14 protein-coding genes and 1 pseudogene are annotated in these 15,710 nt (G+C 58.4%); 3 read left to right on the top strand and 12 right to left on the bottom strand.

All coding sequences use genetic code 11. From position 1 onward, the window contains the following. Window positions 1–272 precede the first annotated feature (272 nt). Together GGQ68_RS03550 and GGQ68_RS03545 are read right to left on the bottom strand one after the other, a co-directional pair. Window positions 273–1,235: a hypothetical protein gene (locus tag GGQ68_RS03550; RefSeq protein ID WP_183963044.1), complete on the bottom strand. Its 963-nt coding sequence runs from the start codon at window positions 1,233–1,235 to the stop codon at window positions 273–275. Window position 1,236: 1 nt separating this feature from the next. Then, window positions 1,237–2,520, bottom strand: a complete 1,284-nt coding sequence (locus GGQ68_RS03545; protein WP_343055836.1) for a tyrosine-type recombinase/integrase — start codon at window positions 2,518–2,520, stop codon at window positions 1,237–1,239. Window positions 2,521–3,013: 493 nt separating this feature from the next. Between GGQ68_RS03545 and GGQ68_RS24235 the strand changes: the two are divergent. Beyond that, window positions 3,014–3,136 (top strand): annotated as a pseudogene (locus GGQ68_RS24235) (ATP-binding protein); the annotation flags it as partial. 387 nt (window positions 3,137–3,523) lie between these two features. On the opposite strand, the gene GGQ68_RS03540 reads toward GGQ68_RS24235, so the two are convergent. The 10 genes from GGQ68_RS03540 to GGQ68_RS03495 form a co-directional block, all read right to left on the bottom strand. Beyond that, entirely contained in the window at window positions 3,524–4,579 is a 1,056-nt protein-coding gene (locus tag GGQ68_RS03540) for an alpha/beta hydrolase family protein (RefSeq protein ID WP_183963043.1), read from the bottom strand. 423 nt (window positions 4,580–5,002) lie between these two features. Beyond that, window positions 5,003–7,204, bottom strand: coding sequence for a 3-hydroxyacyl-CoA dehydrogenase NAD-binding domain-containing protein (locus GGQ68_RS03535; RefSeq protein WP_183963042.1), 2,202 nt, complete (start codon window positions 7,202–7,204; stop codon window positions 5,003–5,005). A gap of 38 nt (window positions 7,205–7,242) precedes the next feature. Continuing rightward, window positions 7,243–8,160, bottom strand: coding sequence for a cupin domain-containing protein (locus tag GGQ68_RS03530; RefSeq protein ID WP_183963041.1), 918 nt, complete (start codon window positions 8,158–8,160; stop codon window positions 7,243–7,245). A gap of 440 nt (window positions 8,161–8,600) precedes the next feature. After that, a complete protein-coding gene (locus tag GGQ68_RS03525) occupies window positions 8,601–9,812 on the bottom strand; it encodes an acetyl-CoA C-acetyltransferase (RefSeq protein ID WP_183963040.1) in 1,212 nt (403 codons plus the stop codon). Between the two features lie 26 nt (window positions 9,813–9,838). Then, a complete protein-coding gene (locus tag GGQ68_RS03520; RefSeq protein WP_183964027.1) occupies window positions 9,839–10,477 on the bottom strand; it encodes a glutathione S-transferase family protein in 639 nt (212 codons plus the stop codon). A 333-nt stretch (window positions 10,478–10,810) separates the two neighbouring features. Continuing rightward, window positions 10,811–11,335, bottom strand: coding sequence for a hypothetical protein (locus GGQ68_RS03515; RefSeq protein WP_183963039.1), 525 nt, complete (start codon window positions 11,333–11,335; stop codon window positions 10,811–10,813). Next, window positions 11,332–11,544: a hypothetical protein gene (locus GGQ68_RS03510; RefSeq protein ID WP_183963038.1), complete on the bottom strand. Its 213-nt coding sequence runs from the start codon at window positions 11,542–11,544 to the stop codon at window positions 11,332–11,334. Before GGQ68_RS03510 ends, GGQ68_RS03515 begins: the two co-directional genes overlap by 4 nt. A 43-nt stretch (window positions 11,545–11,587) precedes the next feature. Next, on the bottom strand, window positions 11,588–13,369 hold the full coding sequence (locus GGQ68_RS03505; protein ID WP_183963037.1) for an acyl-CoA dehydrogenase C-terminal domain-containing protein: 1,782 nt from the start codon (window positions 13,367–13,369) through the stop codon (window positions 11,588–11,590). A 56-nt stretch (window positions 13,370–13,425) separates the two neighbouring features. Continuing rightward, entirely contained in the window at window positions 13,426–13,830 is a 405-nt protein-coding gene (locus tag GGQ68_RS03500; protein WP_183963036.1) for a MerR family transcriptional regulator, read from the bottom strand. Window positions 13,831–14,148: 318 nt separating this feature from the next. Beyond that, the gene (locus GGQ68_RS03495; RefSeq protein ID WP_183963035.1) at window positions 14,149–14,520 is read right to left on the bottom strand and encodes a MerR family transcriptional regulator; all 372 of its coding nucleotides are present in this window, start codon (window positions 14,518–14,520) and stop codon (window positions 14,149–14,151) included. A gap of 127 nt (window positions 14,521–14,647) precedes the next feature. Here GGQ68_RS03495 and GGQ68_RS03490 point away from each other — a divergent pair, with 127 nt between their 5' ends. After that, window positions 14,648–15,088 (top strand): PaaI family thioesterase, encoded by a 441-nt coding sequence (locus GGQ68_RS03490; protein ID WP_183963034.1) that lies wholly within the window; start codon window positions 14,648–14,650, stop codon window positions 15,086–15,088. After that, complete coding sequence (locus GGQ68_RS03485; protein WP_183964025.1) at window positions 15,088–15,594, top strand: PaaI family thioesterase; 507 nt, start codon at window positions 15,088–15,090, stop codon at window positions 15,592–15,594. The genes GGQ68_RS03490 and GGQ68_RS03485 overlap by 1 nt, the downstream gene beginning before the upstream one ends. The last annotated feature ends 116 nt before the right edge of the window (window positions 15,595–15,710 follow it).

Raw genomic sequence — 15,710 nt, 5'->3', positions numbered from 1 at the left:
GTGTACAGCCGGGAGTCAGGGCAACCGGCTGTGGAAAGGTTGAATCAAGCTTTGCCCGACGCCATGGCCAAGACCGATGTACGCCGTATCGCGCCGCGACTTGTGTGTCGGAAAGGTAGGTGTGTGCCATCTTTTTTTAGCCTCCAATGTACTGCAATTGAAGGCATGATGGCAGCTGGCGTCGCGTAAAATAAGCCTTTGTCGCCGCCCCCTAAACGGTTTGCGCAATAGGCTACAGCGATTAAGCGGCAAGCATCTTTTTGAGAAACCCCTTAAGCGGTTGGCCTCTGAAAGATTGCCTCGTACCTAGCCTTAACGCGCTTACCCGCCTCGCCTCGACGGATCTCCGCCAAGTACTCTTCAACCTGTCCGCTGCCTTGCCCCCACAACCTGGGGTCAGCACTTTTTGCTATCGGCAATGCTAATTTCAGGACTTGTTTTTCGCCCAATCCTACGACGTCCGGATTGCGATGCGCCACCTGCTCGATCGCCTTCAACAAACTCTGGCGGCGCTTGGAACGCAATCTCGTAGAAGAATCGCCGCTCTTTTTCTTTGCGGAATCCCGCATTTTCTCTAAGTGCACTGCATCTTGCTCAACACTTGTCGCTAACTGCTCCAAGTCACGCAGCAGGTATCCTGCTTGAAAATAGTTTTCCGCGACGAAGAGGTAAAAATGATACCCAGAAGCAATAAATGCGAGAGAGCTATAAGGGAGGTTTATTTGACAGTATTCGAACTCGGCAGCCGCCCACCAAACCTCTCCAAATTCCGACTGAAGCTGCTCAACTCGGGTGGCACCGAGGTTTTCTAAGATTTCTGCACTAGGTTGCCCTTCGCCTTGAGATAATCCAGCCTTCATCGTGATTGCCGTAGGCAGAGACGACCTAGTAATTTTGGGGCTTGGGCATTTGCCGCCGGCAAACCCATCAATGATTAGCCTTACCATTCTTTTTTTTTGGATATAACTCATCGACGCATCGTTAAACATGCAACCATTTTTCAGAATTTTTTCGGCAAATTCTTTGGCCTCGTTCTCAGTAGCGAAGAAGTAATCATGACGGGAAGAAGGTAGACGACCATGTCGATGGGTTACGGCGACTTCCCAGATATCGCGCACCTCACCATCGCCACCCGCGAAAACCCAATTTGGAAGGGAAATATCGGAAGAATGTGTATGGCGAAGTGTAACATCTTCAATAACGATTTGCCGCGTAGGCACCAAGTTTTTCCCCACGTCATGTATCCTCTGGCGTTGTTCTGAAAACGGAGATCAAATGACCACACCAATCCGCCATCATTGACCGCCTTTTCTCAACCATGTCACCGCGCCGATAAGATGCTTCGACAGCGTTCCCGACTTTATGCGCCAAGGCAACCTCTGCCATGTCTCCGGGATAGGTCGTGCGTTCGGCCACCCAATCTCGGAAGGTGCTGCGCAAACCATGCGGCACGGCGGGGCGCTTGCTTACGCGGTCAACGAAACCCGCGCCTCCCGCTTCTACATCCGCCTTGTGCAGACGCTTCATGGTCGCGCTCAGGGTCATGTCCGACAGTTCGCCGCCACGGGGCGCGGGAAACACCAGCGGGTTGCCGTAATGGCGCTGCAGGACCTCCAACAGCGCGACAGCCTCGGACGTGAGCGGCACGCGGTGTTCGCGGTCCATCTTCATCCGTGCCGCCGGGATGATCCACAGCGCGGCCTGCATGTTGATTTCGTCCCATGTCGCGCCTCGCACCTCTTGCGAGCGGCAGGCGGTTAAAGCGGCAAACTCCAACGCCCGCGCGCCCATTCCTTCACGCTGACGCAGTGCGGTAAACCACCGTGGCGCATCGTCGATCTGCACGGCGGGTTGATTGGCTTGCTTTGCTACCTTTGCAGCGGCGGGCAAAAGTTCCTTGAGGTTGCCTTTCCAGCGAGCCGGGTTGTCGCCCGTGCGATGCCCCGCCACGGTCGCCCATGACAACACAGATTCGACGCGCCCGCGCAGCCGGGACGCGGTTTCGGTCTTGTCGCGCCAGATCGGTTCCAGCACACGCAGCACGTCCTGCACGGTGATGTCGTCCACCAGCATCGGCCCGAGGTCGGGCATGGCATAGGTCGTCAGGGTGTTCTGCCATTGCTGGCGGTGCTTGGCGTTCTTGAAGGCGTCCAGCTTGGCGGCAAGGTATTTGTCCGTCGCGGTCGCAAAGGTCATGCCCCGGCGCTGCGACGCCACCAGCGCGGCGCGGGCGGCCTTGCGTTCTTCCACCGGGTCGATGCCTTGGCGGATCTTGTCCTTTACCTCTCGCGCCCGTTCGCGGGCCTGCGCAAGAGTGACATCAGGAAAACCGCCCAAACCGATTTCGCGGCGTTTGTTCCCTACGGACGTACGCAGAATCCAAGTGCGCCCGCCGGACGGTGTGATTTGCAAGAGAAGGCCTGAGACACCGCCAACCGCAAAGGTTGCATTGCGCCCTTGTCCGGGATGTTTCAACCTGCGCACATCCAGCGCGGATAGCTCTTTTACTTGGCGCGGCACTTCTTACCCTACAAAATACCCGCCAAAAAGAGTGCAACGTATTGCGACATGGTTCAACACCTTGCCTGCAATAAAATCGAAAAATAATCATAAAAATTGGGAAAAACCTACAGTTTTCGCCAATTTGCAATTAGACTTTGGCGGGCTGAGCCTCCGCCAAAATCTTATGTAGGGGCATGATGAATTTCAGAAGTTCCGCGCTCTGATTTTTCATCCCCACATACAGCTCCACATTTGATTTCATCTTTTTACTCCGGCGTGCTGCTGCAACCGGCCTCATGCTTATTCTCAGGCGCTCAACTGATGCCAGGCGGACGCATCCCATAGTAGCGCAAGATGGTACTGCACCTTCACTCCCATATTACAGTGAAGGCTGGCGCGTGTCTTGCGATCACCCGGCTCGAAAAGACTTGTTTCCGGATGCTTCGGCTGCGGAGACGGCCAAAACGACTGAGCAGAATACGGCTGCGCAGTCGCACAATACTGCCCCTAGCATCATCGCAAGCGGGTGCGCTTCTTCTCGACCGTGTAACTGGCGAATGCGCTGGAACAAGAAAAGGCCTTGGGAAAGGCTGGAAAGATCGCCGAGGCGCTGGTGAAAACCGAATTGGTGCTCCGCCATCTCACACATGCTGCGCATGTGCTGCCGGGCAGTGGATCGAGGAGGAGCCCTCCTTCGGCTTTCGCACGGTGCGTGGCTGCTGGGGATCAACAAGACCACGGCGCCGCGGATTCGGCATCCTCTCGAACCGATGGCGTTCGATGCCTCATTCCAGATCAAGGGCTGGCATTCGAAGAAGATCACGTTCATCAAGAGCACCCTCCGACGCCAAATAACATCGGACAAAAACCTACTGATGGCACTTTGGGCAACAAGCACGCTTATCGCGCGCCGAGCTGATGCTCGACATGTTTCAGAGCATGCTCCGGAGACGTGCAGATCGCAAATTTGGCATCTCAACAACGGGTGCGGCTGTAAAACCCATTTTGGCGACCTGCGATATCAGCTCTCGGAAGGCATGGCCTTGCGAAACGCCGCAATGGTCATTTCTATGAGCTGAGCATGGATTGCGTCACGGGAGACGCCATTCCCGTCGGTACAGATCGGGTCCTCGATGCCTTCCTCAAGAGCAATTTCGGCAGCGTTTGCCTTGCACTCAGGGAACATGGACGCGTGACTGGCATCTTCGATCACCTGATAATTCGAGGCGGAAATGGCGGCAGCGATCTCCGACGCCTGAATGGTTTGAGGTATTTCGGCCAATTTGCCCAAGTTCACGATGGAAACCGGAACCGAAACCTCATCAAGGGATGCAAGGGCGAAGATATCTGCTGGTGCTGGGTCGATTGCCATGGCGAAACGGATCCGGGGGTCGGCATTGTTTCGCCCGGCGGCCCTCTTGTCCATCTTGTGGAGATCTACGCCGCTCTGGTTCATCCAATCGCACAGTGACGCGTTGAGCTCATCCGTGTCGCAATAGCTTGCAAAAAGCTCGGGATCGAGCCTGGCACCGACCAGAGAAAGCGCAGTGTTGCCGCCCATCGACAAGCCCAGAACCCCGATCTGATCGTTCGCAAGATGTGGATGGAGCGTCGGGTCCTCCTTGATCGCATCAAGCGTCGCTGAAATGTCGGATGACCTCAACCAGAGCTTCATGGTTTCTGCGGCCGAGCGGTCCCGTCCGGTGTTCCCGGGATGCGTGGGCGCGGCGACGATAAAGCCGTCCTGTGCCAGTGGGGCGGCTATCCAGCTCATCGCCTCGGCACGACCGGCCAGACCCGCCCCGTGGGACAGCAGCACGAGGGGGAATGTACCGTCGCGCACGGATGCTCCCTGCAGGGCCGGTGTCCCCTCAAAGAAGATGTTCTCGCCCAAGCTCACGCTCTCGCCGCCGGTAGAGGCTGGGTACCAGATCGTCACCTCCAGATCGGCTCCCCGTTCCTCGGAAGCGACCGTGATTTTCTGAACGCCGGCCATGTTGTCAGCCGCAATCGCCTGCACGCAAGACGTGACGACAATCACTCCTGCGATTGTGGCGGATTTCATCATGTTCTTCATCGAGGACTCCAGGTCGCTGGCAGATTCGTTCTTGCTAACACCGTTGGTTTTTTTGAGCCTTTCCACCAGACCCGAACGTCACCTTTGACCGGACAGTGTTGGAAAAGCCTTTGAAGCAAAGCGCAGGCATAAAACCAGAGTTTGGCTCCCCTCTCTGTGCGTGCGACGCTAACACTGGATGTCCTGAGCGGGGTGGTTGACCAAATGCTCTGCAATTTCAGGCCGCTCAACGTCCAAACCCGCTTTCCAATACAGTCTTTGGATGTTCGCCCTGGGGCAGAAACAAAATGCCCCTGCAAATTCTTGCAGGGGCATTCGACTGTTTTGACGCGAGTGTCACTCGGGATCACGGCTGGATCTTCAACACATCCGGCAGGGGAGGGGACTGCGAATTCCCCTCCTCCAATGGTCTGGTCAGAATGCTCACGCCGCGTCGGCTTTTACAGCAAACCGACGATAGAAGGTCTGGTTCTTGTTCGCCATCTCCCGCAGCAGATCCGGGCAGTGAAAGCGTGTGCCATATGTCTCTTCAAGCTGATCACAGCGTTCAGCCGCGTAAGGCGTGCCAATCATGTCCAACCAGCTCAACGGACCACCAGACCAAGGCGCAAAGCCCCAGCCCAGAATCGCGCCCACGTCACCTTCGCGGATGTCCATCAGGACGCCTTCTTCCAACGCGCGCACGGCTTCAAGGCACTGCACGAACAGCAGGCGGTGCTGCACTTCGATCACGCTGGGTTGGTCACCGGACTGCGGATACTGCGCTTTCACCGTCTCGGAAAGGCCCTGACGCTTGCCCTTTTCGTCATAGTCGTAAAAGCCCGCCTTGGTCTTGCGGCCCAGACGTCCTTGTTCTTCCATCCAGAAAATCACTTCGTCGACCTCACCATCGGGGTAGGCGTCGCCCATCCCGGCCTTGGTCGCGCGTGCGATCTTGGCGCCCAGATCAATGGAAGTCTCATCCACCAGCTGCAGCGGGCCCAGCGGCATTCCGATCATTTTGGCGGCGTTCTCGATGAGGGCTGGCGACACGCCTTCCTTCACCATGCGGATGCCTTCGTTTATGTAGGGAATGATGCACCGGTTGGCGTAAAAGAACCGCGCGTCGTTCACGACGATCGGCGTCTTGCGGATCTGGCGCACGAAATCGAGCGCTTTGGCCACCGCACGATCCCCGGTTTTCTTGCCCTTGATGATTTCCACAAGCATCATCTTCTCCACCGGAGAGAAGAAGTGGATGCCGATGAACTGCTCCGGGTTTTTGGACGCTTTCGCCAGCTCCGAAATCGGCAAGGTAGAGGTGTTCGTGGCAAAGATGCAGTCGGCGTTTGTCACTGCATCGACGGCCTTGGTCACCTCGGCCTTGATCTTGGGATCTTCAAAAACCGCTTCGATGATGAGATCGGCGTCAGCAAGCGCGGCGTAGTCCGTTGTCGCCGTGATGCGTGACAGGATCTGGTCCTTTTTCTCGGGCGTGGCCTTCTTTCGGGCGATCCCCTTGTCCATGTAGTCGGCGCTGTAGGACTTGCCGCGGTCGGCAGCCTCCTGCTTCTGGTCGATCAGCACCACCTCGATGCCGGCCTGAGCCGAGACCAGAGCGATGCCGGCGCCCATCATGCCCGCACCAAGAACGCCAACTCTCCTGACGGTCTGATCAGGCACTTGGGCGGGCCGCACCGCGCCCTTTTCAAGCGCTTCCTTGTTGATGAACAGCGAACGTATCATGGCGCCCGACGAGGGGTTCATCAGAACATTGGTGAACCAACGTGCCTCGATCTTCAGCGCGGTATCGAACGGCACCAGCGCGCCTTCGTAGACGGCCGACAGCAGCGCCTTGGCCGCCGGATAGACGCCCTTGGTTTTGCCGTGCACCATGGCGGAGGCGCCGACAAACGTCATGAACCCTGCCGGGTGGTAAGGCGCGCCGCCGGGCATCTTGTAGCCCTTGGCGTCCCATGGCTTGAGGATATCGGCGTCCTTGGCGGACAGAACCCATTCCTTGGCAGCGGCCAGCGGATCCTCGACCACCTCGTCAATGATGCCTGCCGATTTCGCCTTGGCCGGGGCCATCATCTTGCCTTCGAGCAGGTAGGGGGAGGCGCCCATTGCGCCCAGTTTGCGCACCAGACGCGTGGTGCCGCCCATGCCCGGAAAAATGCCGACCATGATTTCCGGCAGGCCGATCTTGGCCTTTGGATTGTCGGCGCAGAAGATGCGGTGGCAGGCCAACGGAATTTCCAGACCGATGCCAAGCGCGGTGCCCGGCAGCGCTGCCGCTACAGGCTTGCCGCCCTTGTTGGTTTTGGGATCCATACCCGCGCGTTCCAGTTTGCGCAGGATGCCATGCGCGCCCATCACCCCCTCAAACAGCCCCCGGGCCGGGTCGTCGCCAGCGCTGTCTTTCATCTGAGCGATGACATTCAGGTCCATGCCGCCAGCAAAGCTGTCCGCTTTGCCAGAGGTGATTACGATGCCCTTCACCGCGTCATCGGCCAGCGCGTCGTCGATCAGCCCGTCGAGTTCGGGCCAGGCCTCCATCGACATGACGTTCATGGATTTGCCTTGAACGTCCCAAGTGATGACGGCGACGCCATCGGCGCCTTTATCCATCGTGAAATCAGCCATTTCAGTCTCTCCCATTGCCTCGTGGCGCGTTTGCGCGCTCAATCCAGTTCGAATTTCATGTCCGCGCTGATGCCCGACAGGCCATGCGTCCAATTGATATGTCCCAGCGAGCTGATCACCCGTCCGATGCGCCACTCACCGCCGCGAAGCTCCACGCGAAAGGTGGTGACGAAGGGCTCGACCAGGGTTACCCCCGCGGCGTTGCGGAAATGTACCTCCGCCTCAACCACACACACATCGGGGCTGAGGAAAAACGTCCGCTGCACGCGGCGGTCGATCTCCGTGATCCCCTGTTCGGTTGCGGCCTGTAGATAGAGGGCATAATCCTGTCGCATCTCTTCTTCTGTCGAGATGGTGTAGCCTTCGCCAACCCGCGGATTGATCGTTGCTGGCATGTGAAACGCCGCACGATATGCCTCGAAACGCCCGCCCACCAAGGCCTCCGTCAGGTTGGCAGAAATCGGAGCAAAGATCCCGGCACCGTCCTCGGGCTTATCGGCCGGTGCGCGGCCCTCTCGCGGCATAAAGCGCGTCTGGCCGCCGGACATTTCCATGCGCAGGTCGTCTTGTGTGTAATGCGCGACCTCCGTGTCGGTCCGCGTTCCGATCACCAGAAAAACAGCCTCCGCATCGGAGCGGTTCACCATGCTGTGCCCATTGGCGACGCCGGCCTTGAAGCCAGCGCAGTCGCCCGCAGACAGTTCGGTCTCGCCACTGTCTTCCTCCAGCACCAATGTGCCAGATGTAACCATGACGAATTCATCTTGATTTTCATGCCAGTGCCGCAGCGAGGCCCTTGCTCCCGGCAACAGCCGCACCAGATTTGCGCCGAATTGCGTTAACCCGGCGGCGTCACCCAGACGTTGTGAGCTGCGCCCGGTGACGGATGCATCAAAAGGCGCCGGGTAGCTGGAATTGGTCCGGATCGGAACGCTGTCGATGTCGATCTTCGGCATCAGGAATGATCCTTTTCGTTGGCGAAAGACAGCACCGGCGAGCCACCGGTCCGGAGGATGGAAATGCTCCGTTCTCTCGCCGATCTGTGCATCGCGGACGGAAGAGGGCAGGGCGAGTGTCCAGTTGTTTCCATTGCGAATGTCGTAGTCAGCTGCGCGGACGAGATTTGATGTCTCGGCGCAACGACCGCGCAAAACCCGGTGCTTCCAAAAAGCGCGATGTCGTGCCTCGCCAATTTGTTTTCAGATGCAGTGTAGATGTCGCCCATGCGCTCAGCCGTATCGACAACGACTAAACCCGCGCTTGCGACTATGGCGTCGGGCAAGAGGATATGCCGGGCAAACACGTCTGAATCGGCGCATTTTCGCGCCATTCCGACCGTGATTGGCGTCTGCGCCGCGATGGCGCATCCCCGTTCCTCCTGCCCAGACATCCGGTATCAGACCCTTTCGATGATTGTGGCCGCGCCCATGCCGGAAGCGATGCACAACGTCGCAAGGCCAGTGCCCTTGCCGGTGCGCTCCAGCTCGTCAAGCAGTGTGCCGATGATGATCGCGCCGGTGGCACCCAGTGGATGGCCCATGGCGATCGAACCGCCGTTCACGTTCACCTTGTTGCTGTCCACGTCGAAGGCTTGCATGAACCGCAGCACCACCGAGGCGAATGCTTCGTTCACCTCGAAAAGATCAATGTCGGAAATCGACATCCCGCTGTCCTTGAGGATCTTCTCGGTCGCGGGCACCGGTCCGGTCAGCATGATGGTGGGGTCGGTGCCGATCTTGCAGGTGGCCCGGATGCGCGCGCGCGGTTTCAGCCCATGAGCTTCGCCGAACTCCTTGTTGCCGATCAGCACAGCGGCTGACCCATCCACGATACCGGAAGAGTTGCCCGCATGGTGAATGTGGTTGATGCGCTCCAGATGCGGGTACTTCATCATGGCGATGGTGTCGAAGCCGGGCATGACCTCGCCCATTTCCTTGAACGAGGGTTTAAGGCTGCCAAGCGCCTGCATATCGGTGCCGGGGCGCATGTACTCGTCATGATCAAGGATGGCGAGGCCGTTCTGGTCGCGCACGGTGATGATCGATTTGGAAAACCGGTTGTCTTCCCAGGCAGCCGCGGCGCGACGTTGAGATTCCACGGCCAAAGCATCGGCGTCGTCACGGCTGAAGCCGTACTCGGTCGCAATGATGTCGGCGGAGATGCCCTGCGGCACGAAATATCTTTCCATCGCAACGCTGGGGTCCACGGCAATCGCCGCACCATCGCTGCCCATGGCAACACGGCCCATCATTTCGACGCCGCCCGCGATATAGGCTTGTCCCGCGCCACCTTTGACCTGGTTTGCGGCCAGGTTCACGGCTTCCATGCCAGAGGCACAAAACCGGTTTATCGCCAGGCCGGGGATGGATTCATCAAGATCAGAGGCCAACACGGCAGAGCGCGCCAGACAGCCTCCCTGTTCCATCACTTGGGTCACATTGCCCCAGATGACGTCCTCGACGGCATGTCCTTCGAGGCCGTTGCGCTCCTTTACCGCGTTCAGCACCTGGGCGGACAGGCGCAACGAAGTCACTTCGTGCAAGGCCCCGTCCTTGCGGCCCTTGCCGCGGGGGGTCCGAACGGCGTCGTAGATATAGGCTTCGGTCATGGTATGTCCTTCTGGCGTCGGAATAATCAGGCGCGGTCCGCAGGGGAGCCGGGCATCAGGTCATAGGGGGCTTTCCACCCATCGAGCGCTTCGATGTTGGACAGCCAGCGATCAATGTTGCCGAAGGACGCGCGGACAAAGCCGAACGCTTCGGGGTAAAACAGGTAACCGCAGCAGGTCAGATCGGCATTTGTCGGCGCATCGCCCACGATCCACTCGCGACCATCGAGGTGAGCGTCCAAGGTTTTGTAAGCCGATTGCAGCCGCCCCTGGTTGAAAGCGATCACTTCCTCGGGGCGTTTTTCAGCAGGCATGAAGTTCATCAGAAAGCGCGTCATGCCCGCCATGGACGAAAGCTTGTGGTTGTCCCAAAGAATCCAACGGAGCACTTCTCGCTTTTCGTCTGGCGTAGTGCCGCCGAAATGGCCGTATGTATCGCTGAGATATTGCTGAATGACGCCAGACTGGGTCAGTCGGATGTCGCCATCAACAAGCACGGGGCATTCCCCCATCTCGTTGACGTCGCTGCGATACTCGGGGCTGCGGGTTTCGCCGCCAAAGAAATCGACCTTGACCGGCTCCCAGTCAAGCCCCGCAAGCTCCAGCGCCAGAGCCGCTTTGTAAGAATGCCCGGACTCTCCAAAGCAGTAGAGTTTCATCGTCATTGCGCCGTCCTCCCGTCGCATTTCTGTTCTCCTCCCCATCAGGCGTTTCACACCCTTGGTCCCCCGAGGAGGTATTTCTAAAGCAAAGTCGGTCTTTGCTCACGGAGCATTAACCTTAACGCCCTTAACATGTGTGCGCGGTACAGGCTGAAGAGCCGATGACCGCAAGTGGAGAAGCCCCGTTCCTAGCCAACGGCTCGGGTTCGGCAGGAAGGCCGCATGCTGCCCCGCGGCGGGGCTCGAAAACCGGCCTTTCTGCTTCTCTGCTTCTATAGGTACTCATTTTTATCGCGCTTTTGCTCTTCCCATCTGCACCTGGTTCACCAAGACATTCTACCTTGCTGGAATATCCAGTGGTCCTGCCAAATCAGGATACACCTCCGCCAACATCGCCCCGTGCATCGGCGTTTCCAATCGCACCAGATACCACGTCTCATCATCCATCAGCGCCACCATGCCAGTGCGCATTTCAGGCACGCCAAGCCCGGGAAAAGCAGAGACGGCTTCCAGCAAAGCATAGGCGCGGCCGGTGTCGGTTTGCGCTACTTCGGCCCCGTCCAGCTCCACATCGTAGGTCGCACCTTGCAAATCCCCGGCCGTCACGACATCGGTGATTTGCGTGCGCAGCATTTCCTTGAACCCGGTGGCATCGGTTCCGGCCAGACCACCCAGATGGGACAGCAGGGCAGGGGGCATGTAGTCCAATGTCGCCGCCAGATCCCCGTTCTCGATCTCTCCCTCGAGCGATGTCACTCTGCCCGTCAGCGCGTCCATTGTCGGTGCATCTGCTTGGGCGAACCCTGCAGGCAACAACATTGCAGCCACCGTCAAGGCTTTGAATATGGGGCTATTTATCATGACTTGCGCTCCTCCAGATCGCTGTTGAACTGCCGTAGGTGATACCCCAACGCCTCAGAGTCTGTGACCCGATCGAAATATTCGAACAGGAATGACAGCGCCTCTCCCTCGTCCAACCCCGCCTCATGTGCGAACCGTTTCAGATTGCGGTAGCCGTCCTCTGTCATTGCGATTGGAAAATGGCGGGTCAGGCGAAAACGTTTGGGCATCTGGCCTCCCGAAAGGCTGGGTGGGGTTTAGCCCACCTTCCTCTCAGAAATGCTCCGCGTCCAGAGACATCACAGGATCGGCTCCGCTCTCGATCCGCTTCAGATGCGTCGCAGTCATGGGCAGTTGGCGTGCCATATAGTAGCGCCCGGTTGCGATTTTGGCGTTCAGGAACGCAGCGTCGCTGTCACCCGCGGCCAGCCGGTCCTCTGCGGCAATCGCCATGCGCGCCCACATCAGGCCAAGGCAGACGTGGCCGAAGAGATGCATGAAATCATAAGATCCCGACAGCGCCGCATTGGGCGCTTTCATCCCGTTGTTCATGAAGAACATGCCCGCTGCTTGCAGATCCTTGGACGCCGCCTTGAGAGGTTCGCGGAAGTCCGCGTCAAAGGTCTCAGAGCGGCCCTTCGTCTCCTTGATGAACTCAGTCACCATGGAGAAGAATGCCATGACATGTTTCCCGCCATCCTGCGCCAGCTTGCGGCCAACGAGGTCCAGCGCCTGAACACCGTTTGCGCCTTCGTAGATCATGGCGATCCGCGCGTCGCGGGCGAATTGGGACATGCCCCATTCTTCAATGTAGCCGTGACCGCCGTAAACCTGCTGCGCCTGGATGCACATATCGAACCCGCGGTCGGTCAGGAAACCCTTCACGACCGGTGTCATCAACGAGATCAGTCCCAACGCCGCCGCATCGTTATTGCGGTGTGCCCGGTCGATCATTTGAGCGCCCCACAAAGTGAACGCACGCGCGCCTTCGTTGAACGACTTCTGGTCCAACAGGCTGCGGCGAATATCGGGGTGCACGATAAGCGGATCGGCTGGGCCATCGGGATTTTCCACACCTGTCACAGACCGGCCCTGAAGCCGATCCTTGGCGTAGGCCAGAGCGTTCTGATAGGCGACTTCCGATTGCGCATATCCCTGAAGGCCGACGCCCACGCGCGCTTCGTTCATCATGGTGAACATTGCGCGCATGCCTTTATGCTCGGTCCCGATCAGGTAGCCGGTCGCCTCGTCGTAGTTCATCACGCAGGTGGAGTTACCGTGAATGCCCATCTTATCTTCGAGGTTGCCAACGGAAACGCCATTGCGCTCGCCGACAGTGCCATCTTCGTTCACCAAAAACTTTGGGACGATGAAAAGGGACACGCCCTTGATGCCATCCGGCCCACCGGGGATCTTTGCCAGAACAAGGTGGATGACATTTTCGGACATGTCGTGATCACCGGCTGAGATAAAGATCTTCTGCCCGGTGATCTTGTAGCTGCCGTCATCCTGTGGCTCGGCCTTGGTCCGCATCAGGCCGAGGTCGGTGCCGCAATGCGGCTCCGTCAGGTTCATTGTGCCGGTCCACTCACACGTAACCATTTTAGGCAGGTACGTCGCCTTCTGCGCGTCAGAGCCATGAGCGTGGATCGCGGAGTAGGCCCCGTGGGTCAAACCCTGATACATGTTGAACGCCATGTTGGCGGCGGAAAACTGTTCACCAACGGCCGTTGCCACCACATATGGCAAGCCTTGCCCGCCATACTCGGGATCGCAGTCCAAAGCCGTCCAGCCGCCTTGGCGGACTTGATCAAAGGCGGCTTTGAAGCCATCCGGCGTGCGTACCACACCGTTTTCCAGAACACAGCCCTGCTGGTCGCCAACCGCATTCAGCGGGGCCAGAACGTCACGCGCCACCTTGCCTGCTTCGTCAAGGATGGCTTCCAATGTCTCACGGTCGAGGTCGTCGTACCCCGGAATGTCCTGCTCTGCGACCTTGAGAAGGTCGTTCAACACGAACATCTGGTCTTTGACGGGTGCGTTGTAGCTCGGCATGGTCTCTCTCCCTAATCGTCACCCGAGGTTTGCATCTCGGGTCAACGGCAGCGAAGTTACTCCGCCGCCTCTTTATTCTCCATTGAGGCGATCATTTTTGCGCCCCACTCCATTTGTTCCTTCAGCTCGCCGATGGCGGCATCCAGATCATCGCGTTGCCGGACCATGTCCGCCATTCGCGTTTCCGCAATCTCATAGGCTTTTTCCAACTGCGTACGCTGCTGGTCGCCCACGGCATAGAGATCCAGAAGCTGGCGAATATCCTCAAGGCTGAAGCCAAAGCGCTTGCCGCGCAAAATCAGCGTCAACCGTGCCCGCTCGCGCTTTGTGTACAGACGCTTCTGACCTTCCCGGATAGGGGTCAGCAGCTCCTTCTGTTCATAAAAACGCAGTGTTCTCGGGGTCACATCGTAGGTGTCGCACATCTCCCGAATCGTCATCATTTTTTCATCTGTTGTCATCTCGCGTATCCTTGTTTGCGTAGGCCCAACGCAGAGGGGGCGAGTAACGTCCCATCCTTACAACAAGAAATTCTGTTGACGTAACCTGTACGCTGCGTCACTTTTTTGCTTACGTGGCTTCCTGCATTCGACATATGCTCATGTCGTAACTCTGGCGCAGCACACAAGCCCGCACGGGTCCGGTATTCCCCACCCGTGACGTAACGTCCTGACCAATGATAAGCTTTAGCCAAACCGCTTTGGCTGGCGATTCATGGGTCTGAGCGGCTATCCGCCAGTGTCCAAGCGCCTTTTTGCCGGACCAAGCCGTCCCTAACGTCAAGCGTTCAGGCTGGCCGATGTCTCGTCTCTGAGGGCCTTCAAATCGGCCATGGCTTCCTCGATCTGAGCCTTCTGCTCCGCGAGTTCACGGAGCTGCCGATCGGCCATGTCCACCCACGCCTCCATCTGCGCTTGCGTGCCTTCTTTTTCGTAGATCTGTAACCACTGGCGGATGTCTTCCAGCTGAAATCCGAATTTGCGGCCGCGCAGAATCAGGATCATCCGGGCGATTTCGCGCGGTCCATAGTACCGGGACCGCCCCTCGCGCTCGGGGGATAAAAGCTCGATATATTCATAATATCGCAAGGTCCGCGGAGTCACATCGAACTTCGCGCACATTTCCTTGAAGCTCAGACGCACATTTTCCATCGCTTTGCTTCTCCTCTACCCTGAGCACAGGCTATTCCGCCGCGTCCGGAAGGACAACCATCCCGCACATGATTGACCCCTGCGCCGCTGCGTGCCACCGTTCGCGAAAAATATATCAGGACAGATCATGACCGCCGACAAGGCCGAAATTGCCAGGCAATTCATCGAGACCATCCCGCATTCCCAAGCACTTGGAATGCGTATCACTGAAATTGGCGACGGTACGGCACAAATCGAGATGCCCTACGACCCACGCTTTATCGGAGATCCTGAAACCGGGGTCATTCACGGTGGCGCGGTGTCGGCCTTGATGGACACCTGTGGCGGCGCAGCGGTGATGAGCCACCCACGCGCCCCCGCCGGAACGGCCACCATCAACCTGCGTATCGACTACATGCGCCCGGCAACACCGGGCCAGACCATCGTTGCGCGGGCGGAATGCTACCACATCACGCGATCGGTTGCCTTTGTGCGGGCCACCGCGCTGGATGATGACACCGACCGGCCCGTGGCCACGGCAACTGGCGCATTCACAGTGGAACAAGGTACCGTAGAGGAGGGGAAATGATGACGCGGCCAGCTCCCGAACCTGTCCAAGTGGTGAAACAACGTCGTGATGCGGCGCTCTCGGCGTTGGTCAATGGCATGCCCTATGTTTCGTGGCTCGGCGTGCAATTCGACCGGCGCGGAGATGAGCTGACGGCGGTTCTTCCGTTTCATGAGGCGTTGATTGGCAATCCAAATCTGCCCGCGATCCACGGCGGGGTGACGGCGGCCTTTCTCGAAATCACGGCAATGGTCACGCTCAATTGGACATGGCTCTGGGGCGATGTGGAATCGGGCGTGTTGGATGCAGAGGAAATGGCACAGGGCAAGCTTCCACGCCTGCCGAAAACCATTGATTTTACCGTGGACTACCTGCGCTCCGGTCTGCCCCGTGACGCTTATGCGCGGGCCTTTGTGACGCGGTCAGGTCGGCGTTATGCGTCGGTCCGGGCGGAGGCATGGCAAGACAACCGTGACAGGCCGTTGGCGCAGGCCACGGCGCACTTCCTGATGCCGCGCAAAGACTAGGGTCACCGGGCGCCGGCAAGTGACCGGCGCGCTTTGCGGGCGCCATATGCGCCACGTGGATATTTTCAGTCCAAAGAAAAGGGCGCTCGCTTGACCTTCGGTGCGTGTCGGGGTCC

Origin of the sequence: Sagittula marina, assembly GCF_014196795.1 — a bacterium.
Classification (GTDB): domain Bacteria; phylum Pseudomonadota; class Alphaproteobacteria; order Rhodobacterales; family Rhodobacteraceae; genus Sagittula; species Sagittula marina.
The sequence above is the reverse complement of the archived record's forward strand: the minus strand, read 5'-3'. Positions and strand labels throughout refer to the sequence as shown.

Coding starts and splice junctions, on each gene's coding strand:
- GGQ68_RS03525 (WP_183963040.1), bottom strand. CDS start 9,812: ATGACCGAAGCCTATATCTACGACGCCGTTCGGACCCCCCGCGGCAAG.
- GGQ68_RS03515 (WP_183963039.1), bottom strand. CDS start 11,335: ATGATAAATAGCCCCATATTCAAAGCCTTGACGGTGGCTGCAATGTTG.
- GGQ68_RS03485 (WP_183964025.1), top strand. CDS start 15,088: ATGACGCGGCCAGCTCCCGAACCTGTCCAAGTGGTGAAACAACGTCGT.
- GGQ68_RS03490 (WP_183963034.1), top strand. CDS start 14,648: ATGACCGCCGACAAGGCCGAAATTGCCAGGCAATTCATCGAGACCATC.
- GGQ68_RS03535 (WP_183963042.1), bottom strand. CDS start 7,204: ATGGCTGATTTCACGATGGATAAAGGCGCCGATGGCGTCGCCGTCATC.
- GGQ68_RS03520 (WP_183964027.1), bottom strand. CDS start 10,477: ATGACGATGAAACTCTACTGCTTTGGAGAGTCCGGGCATTCTTACAAA.
- GGQ68_RS03500 (WP_183963036.1), bottom strand. CDS start 13,830: ATGACAACAGATGAAAAAATGATGACGATTCGGGAGATGTGCGACACC.
- GGQ68_RS03540 (WP_183963043.1), bottom strand. CDS start 4,579: ATGAAGAACATGATGAAATCCGCCACAATCGCAGGAGTGATTGTCGTC.
- GGQ68_RS03495 (WP_183963035.1), bottom strand. CDS start 14,520: ATGGAAAATGTGCGTCTGAGCTTCAAGGAAATGTGCGCGAAGTTCGAT.
- GGQ68_RS03510 (WP_183963038.1), bottom strand. CDS start 11,544: ATGCCCAAACGTTTTCGCCTGACCCGCCATTTTCCAATCGCAATGACA.
- GGQ68_RS03505 (WP_183963037.1), bottom strand. CDS start 13,369: ATGCCGAGCTACAACGCACCCGTCAAAGACCAGATGTTCGTGTTGAAC.
- GGQ68_RS03530 (WP_183963041.1), bottom strand. CDS start 8,160: ATGCCGAAGATCGACATCGACAGCGTTCCGATCCGGACCAATTCCAGC.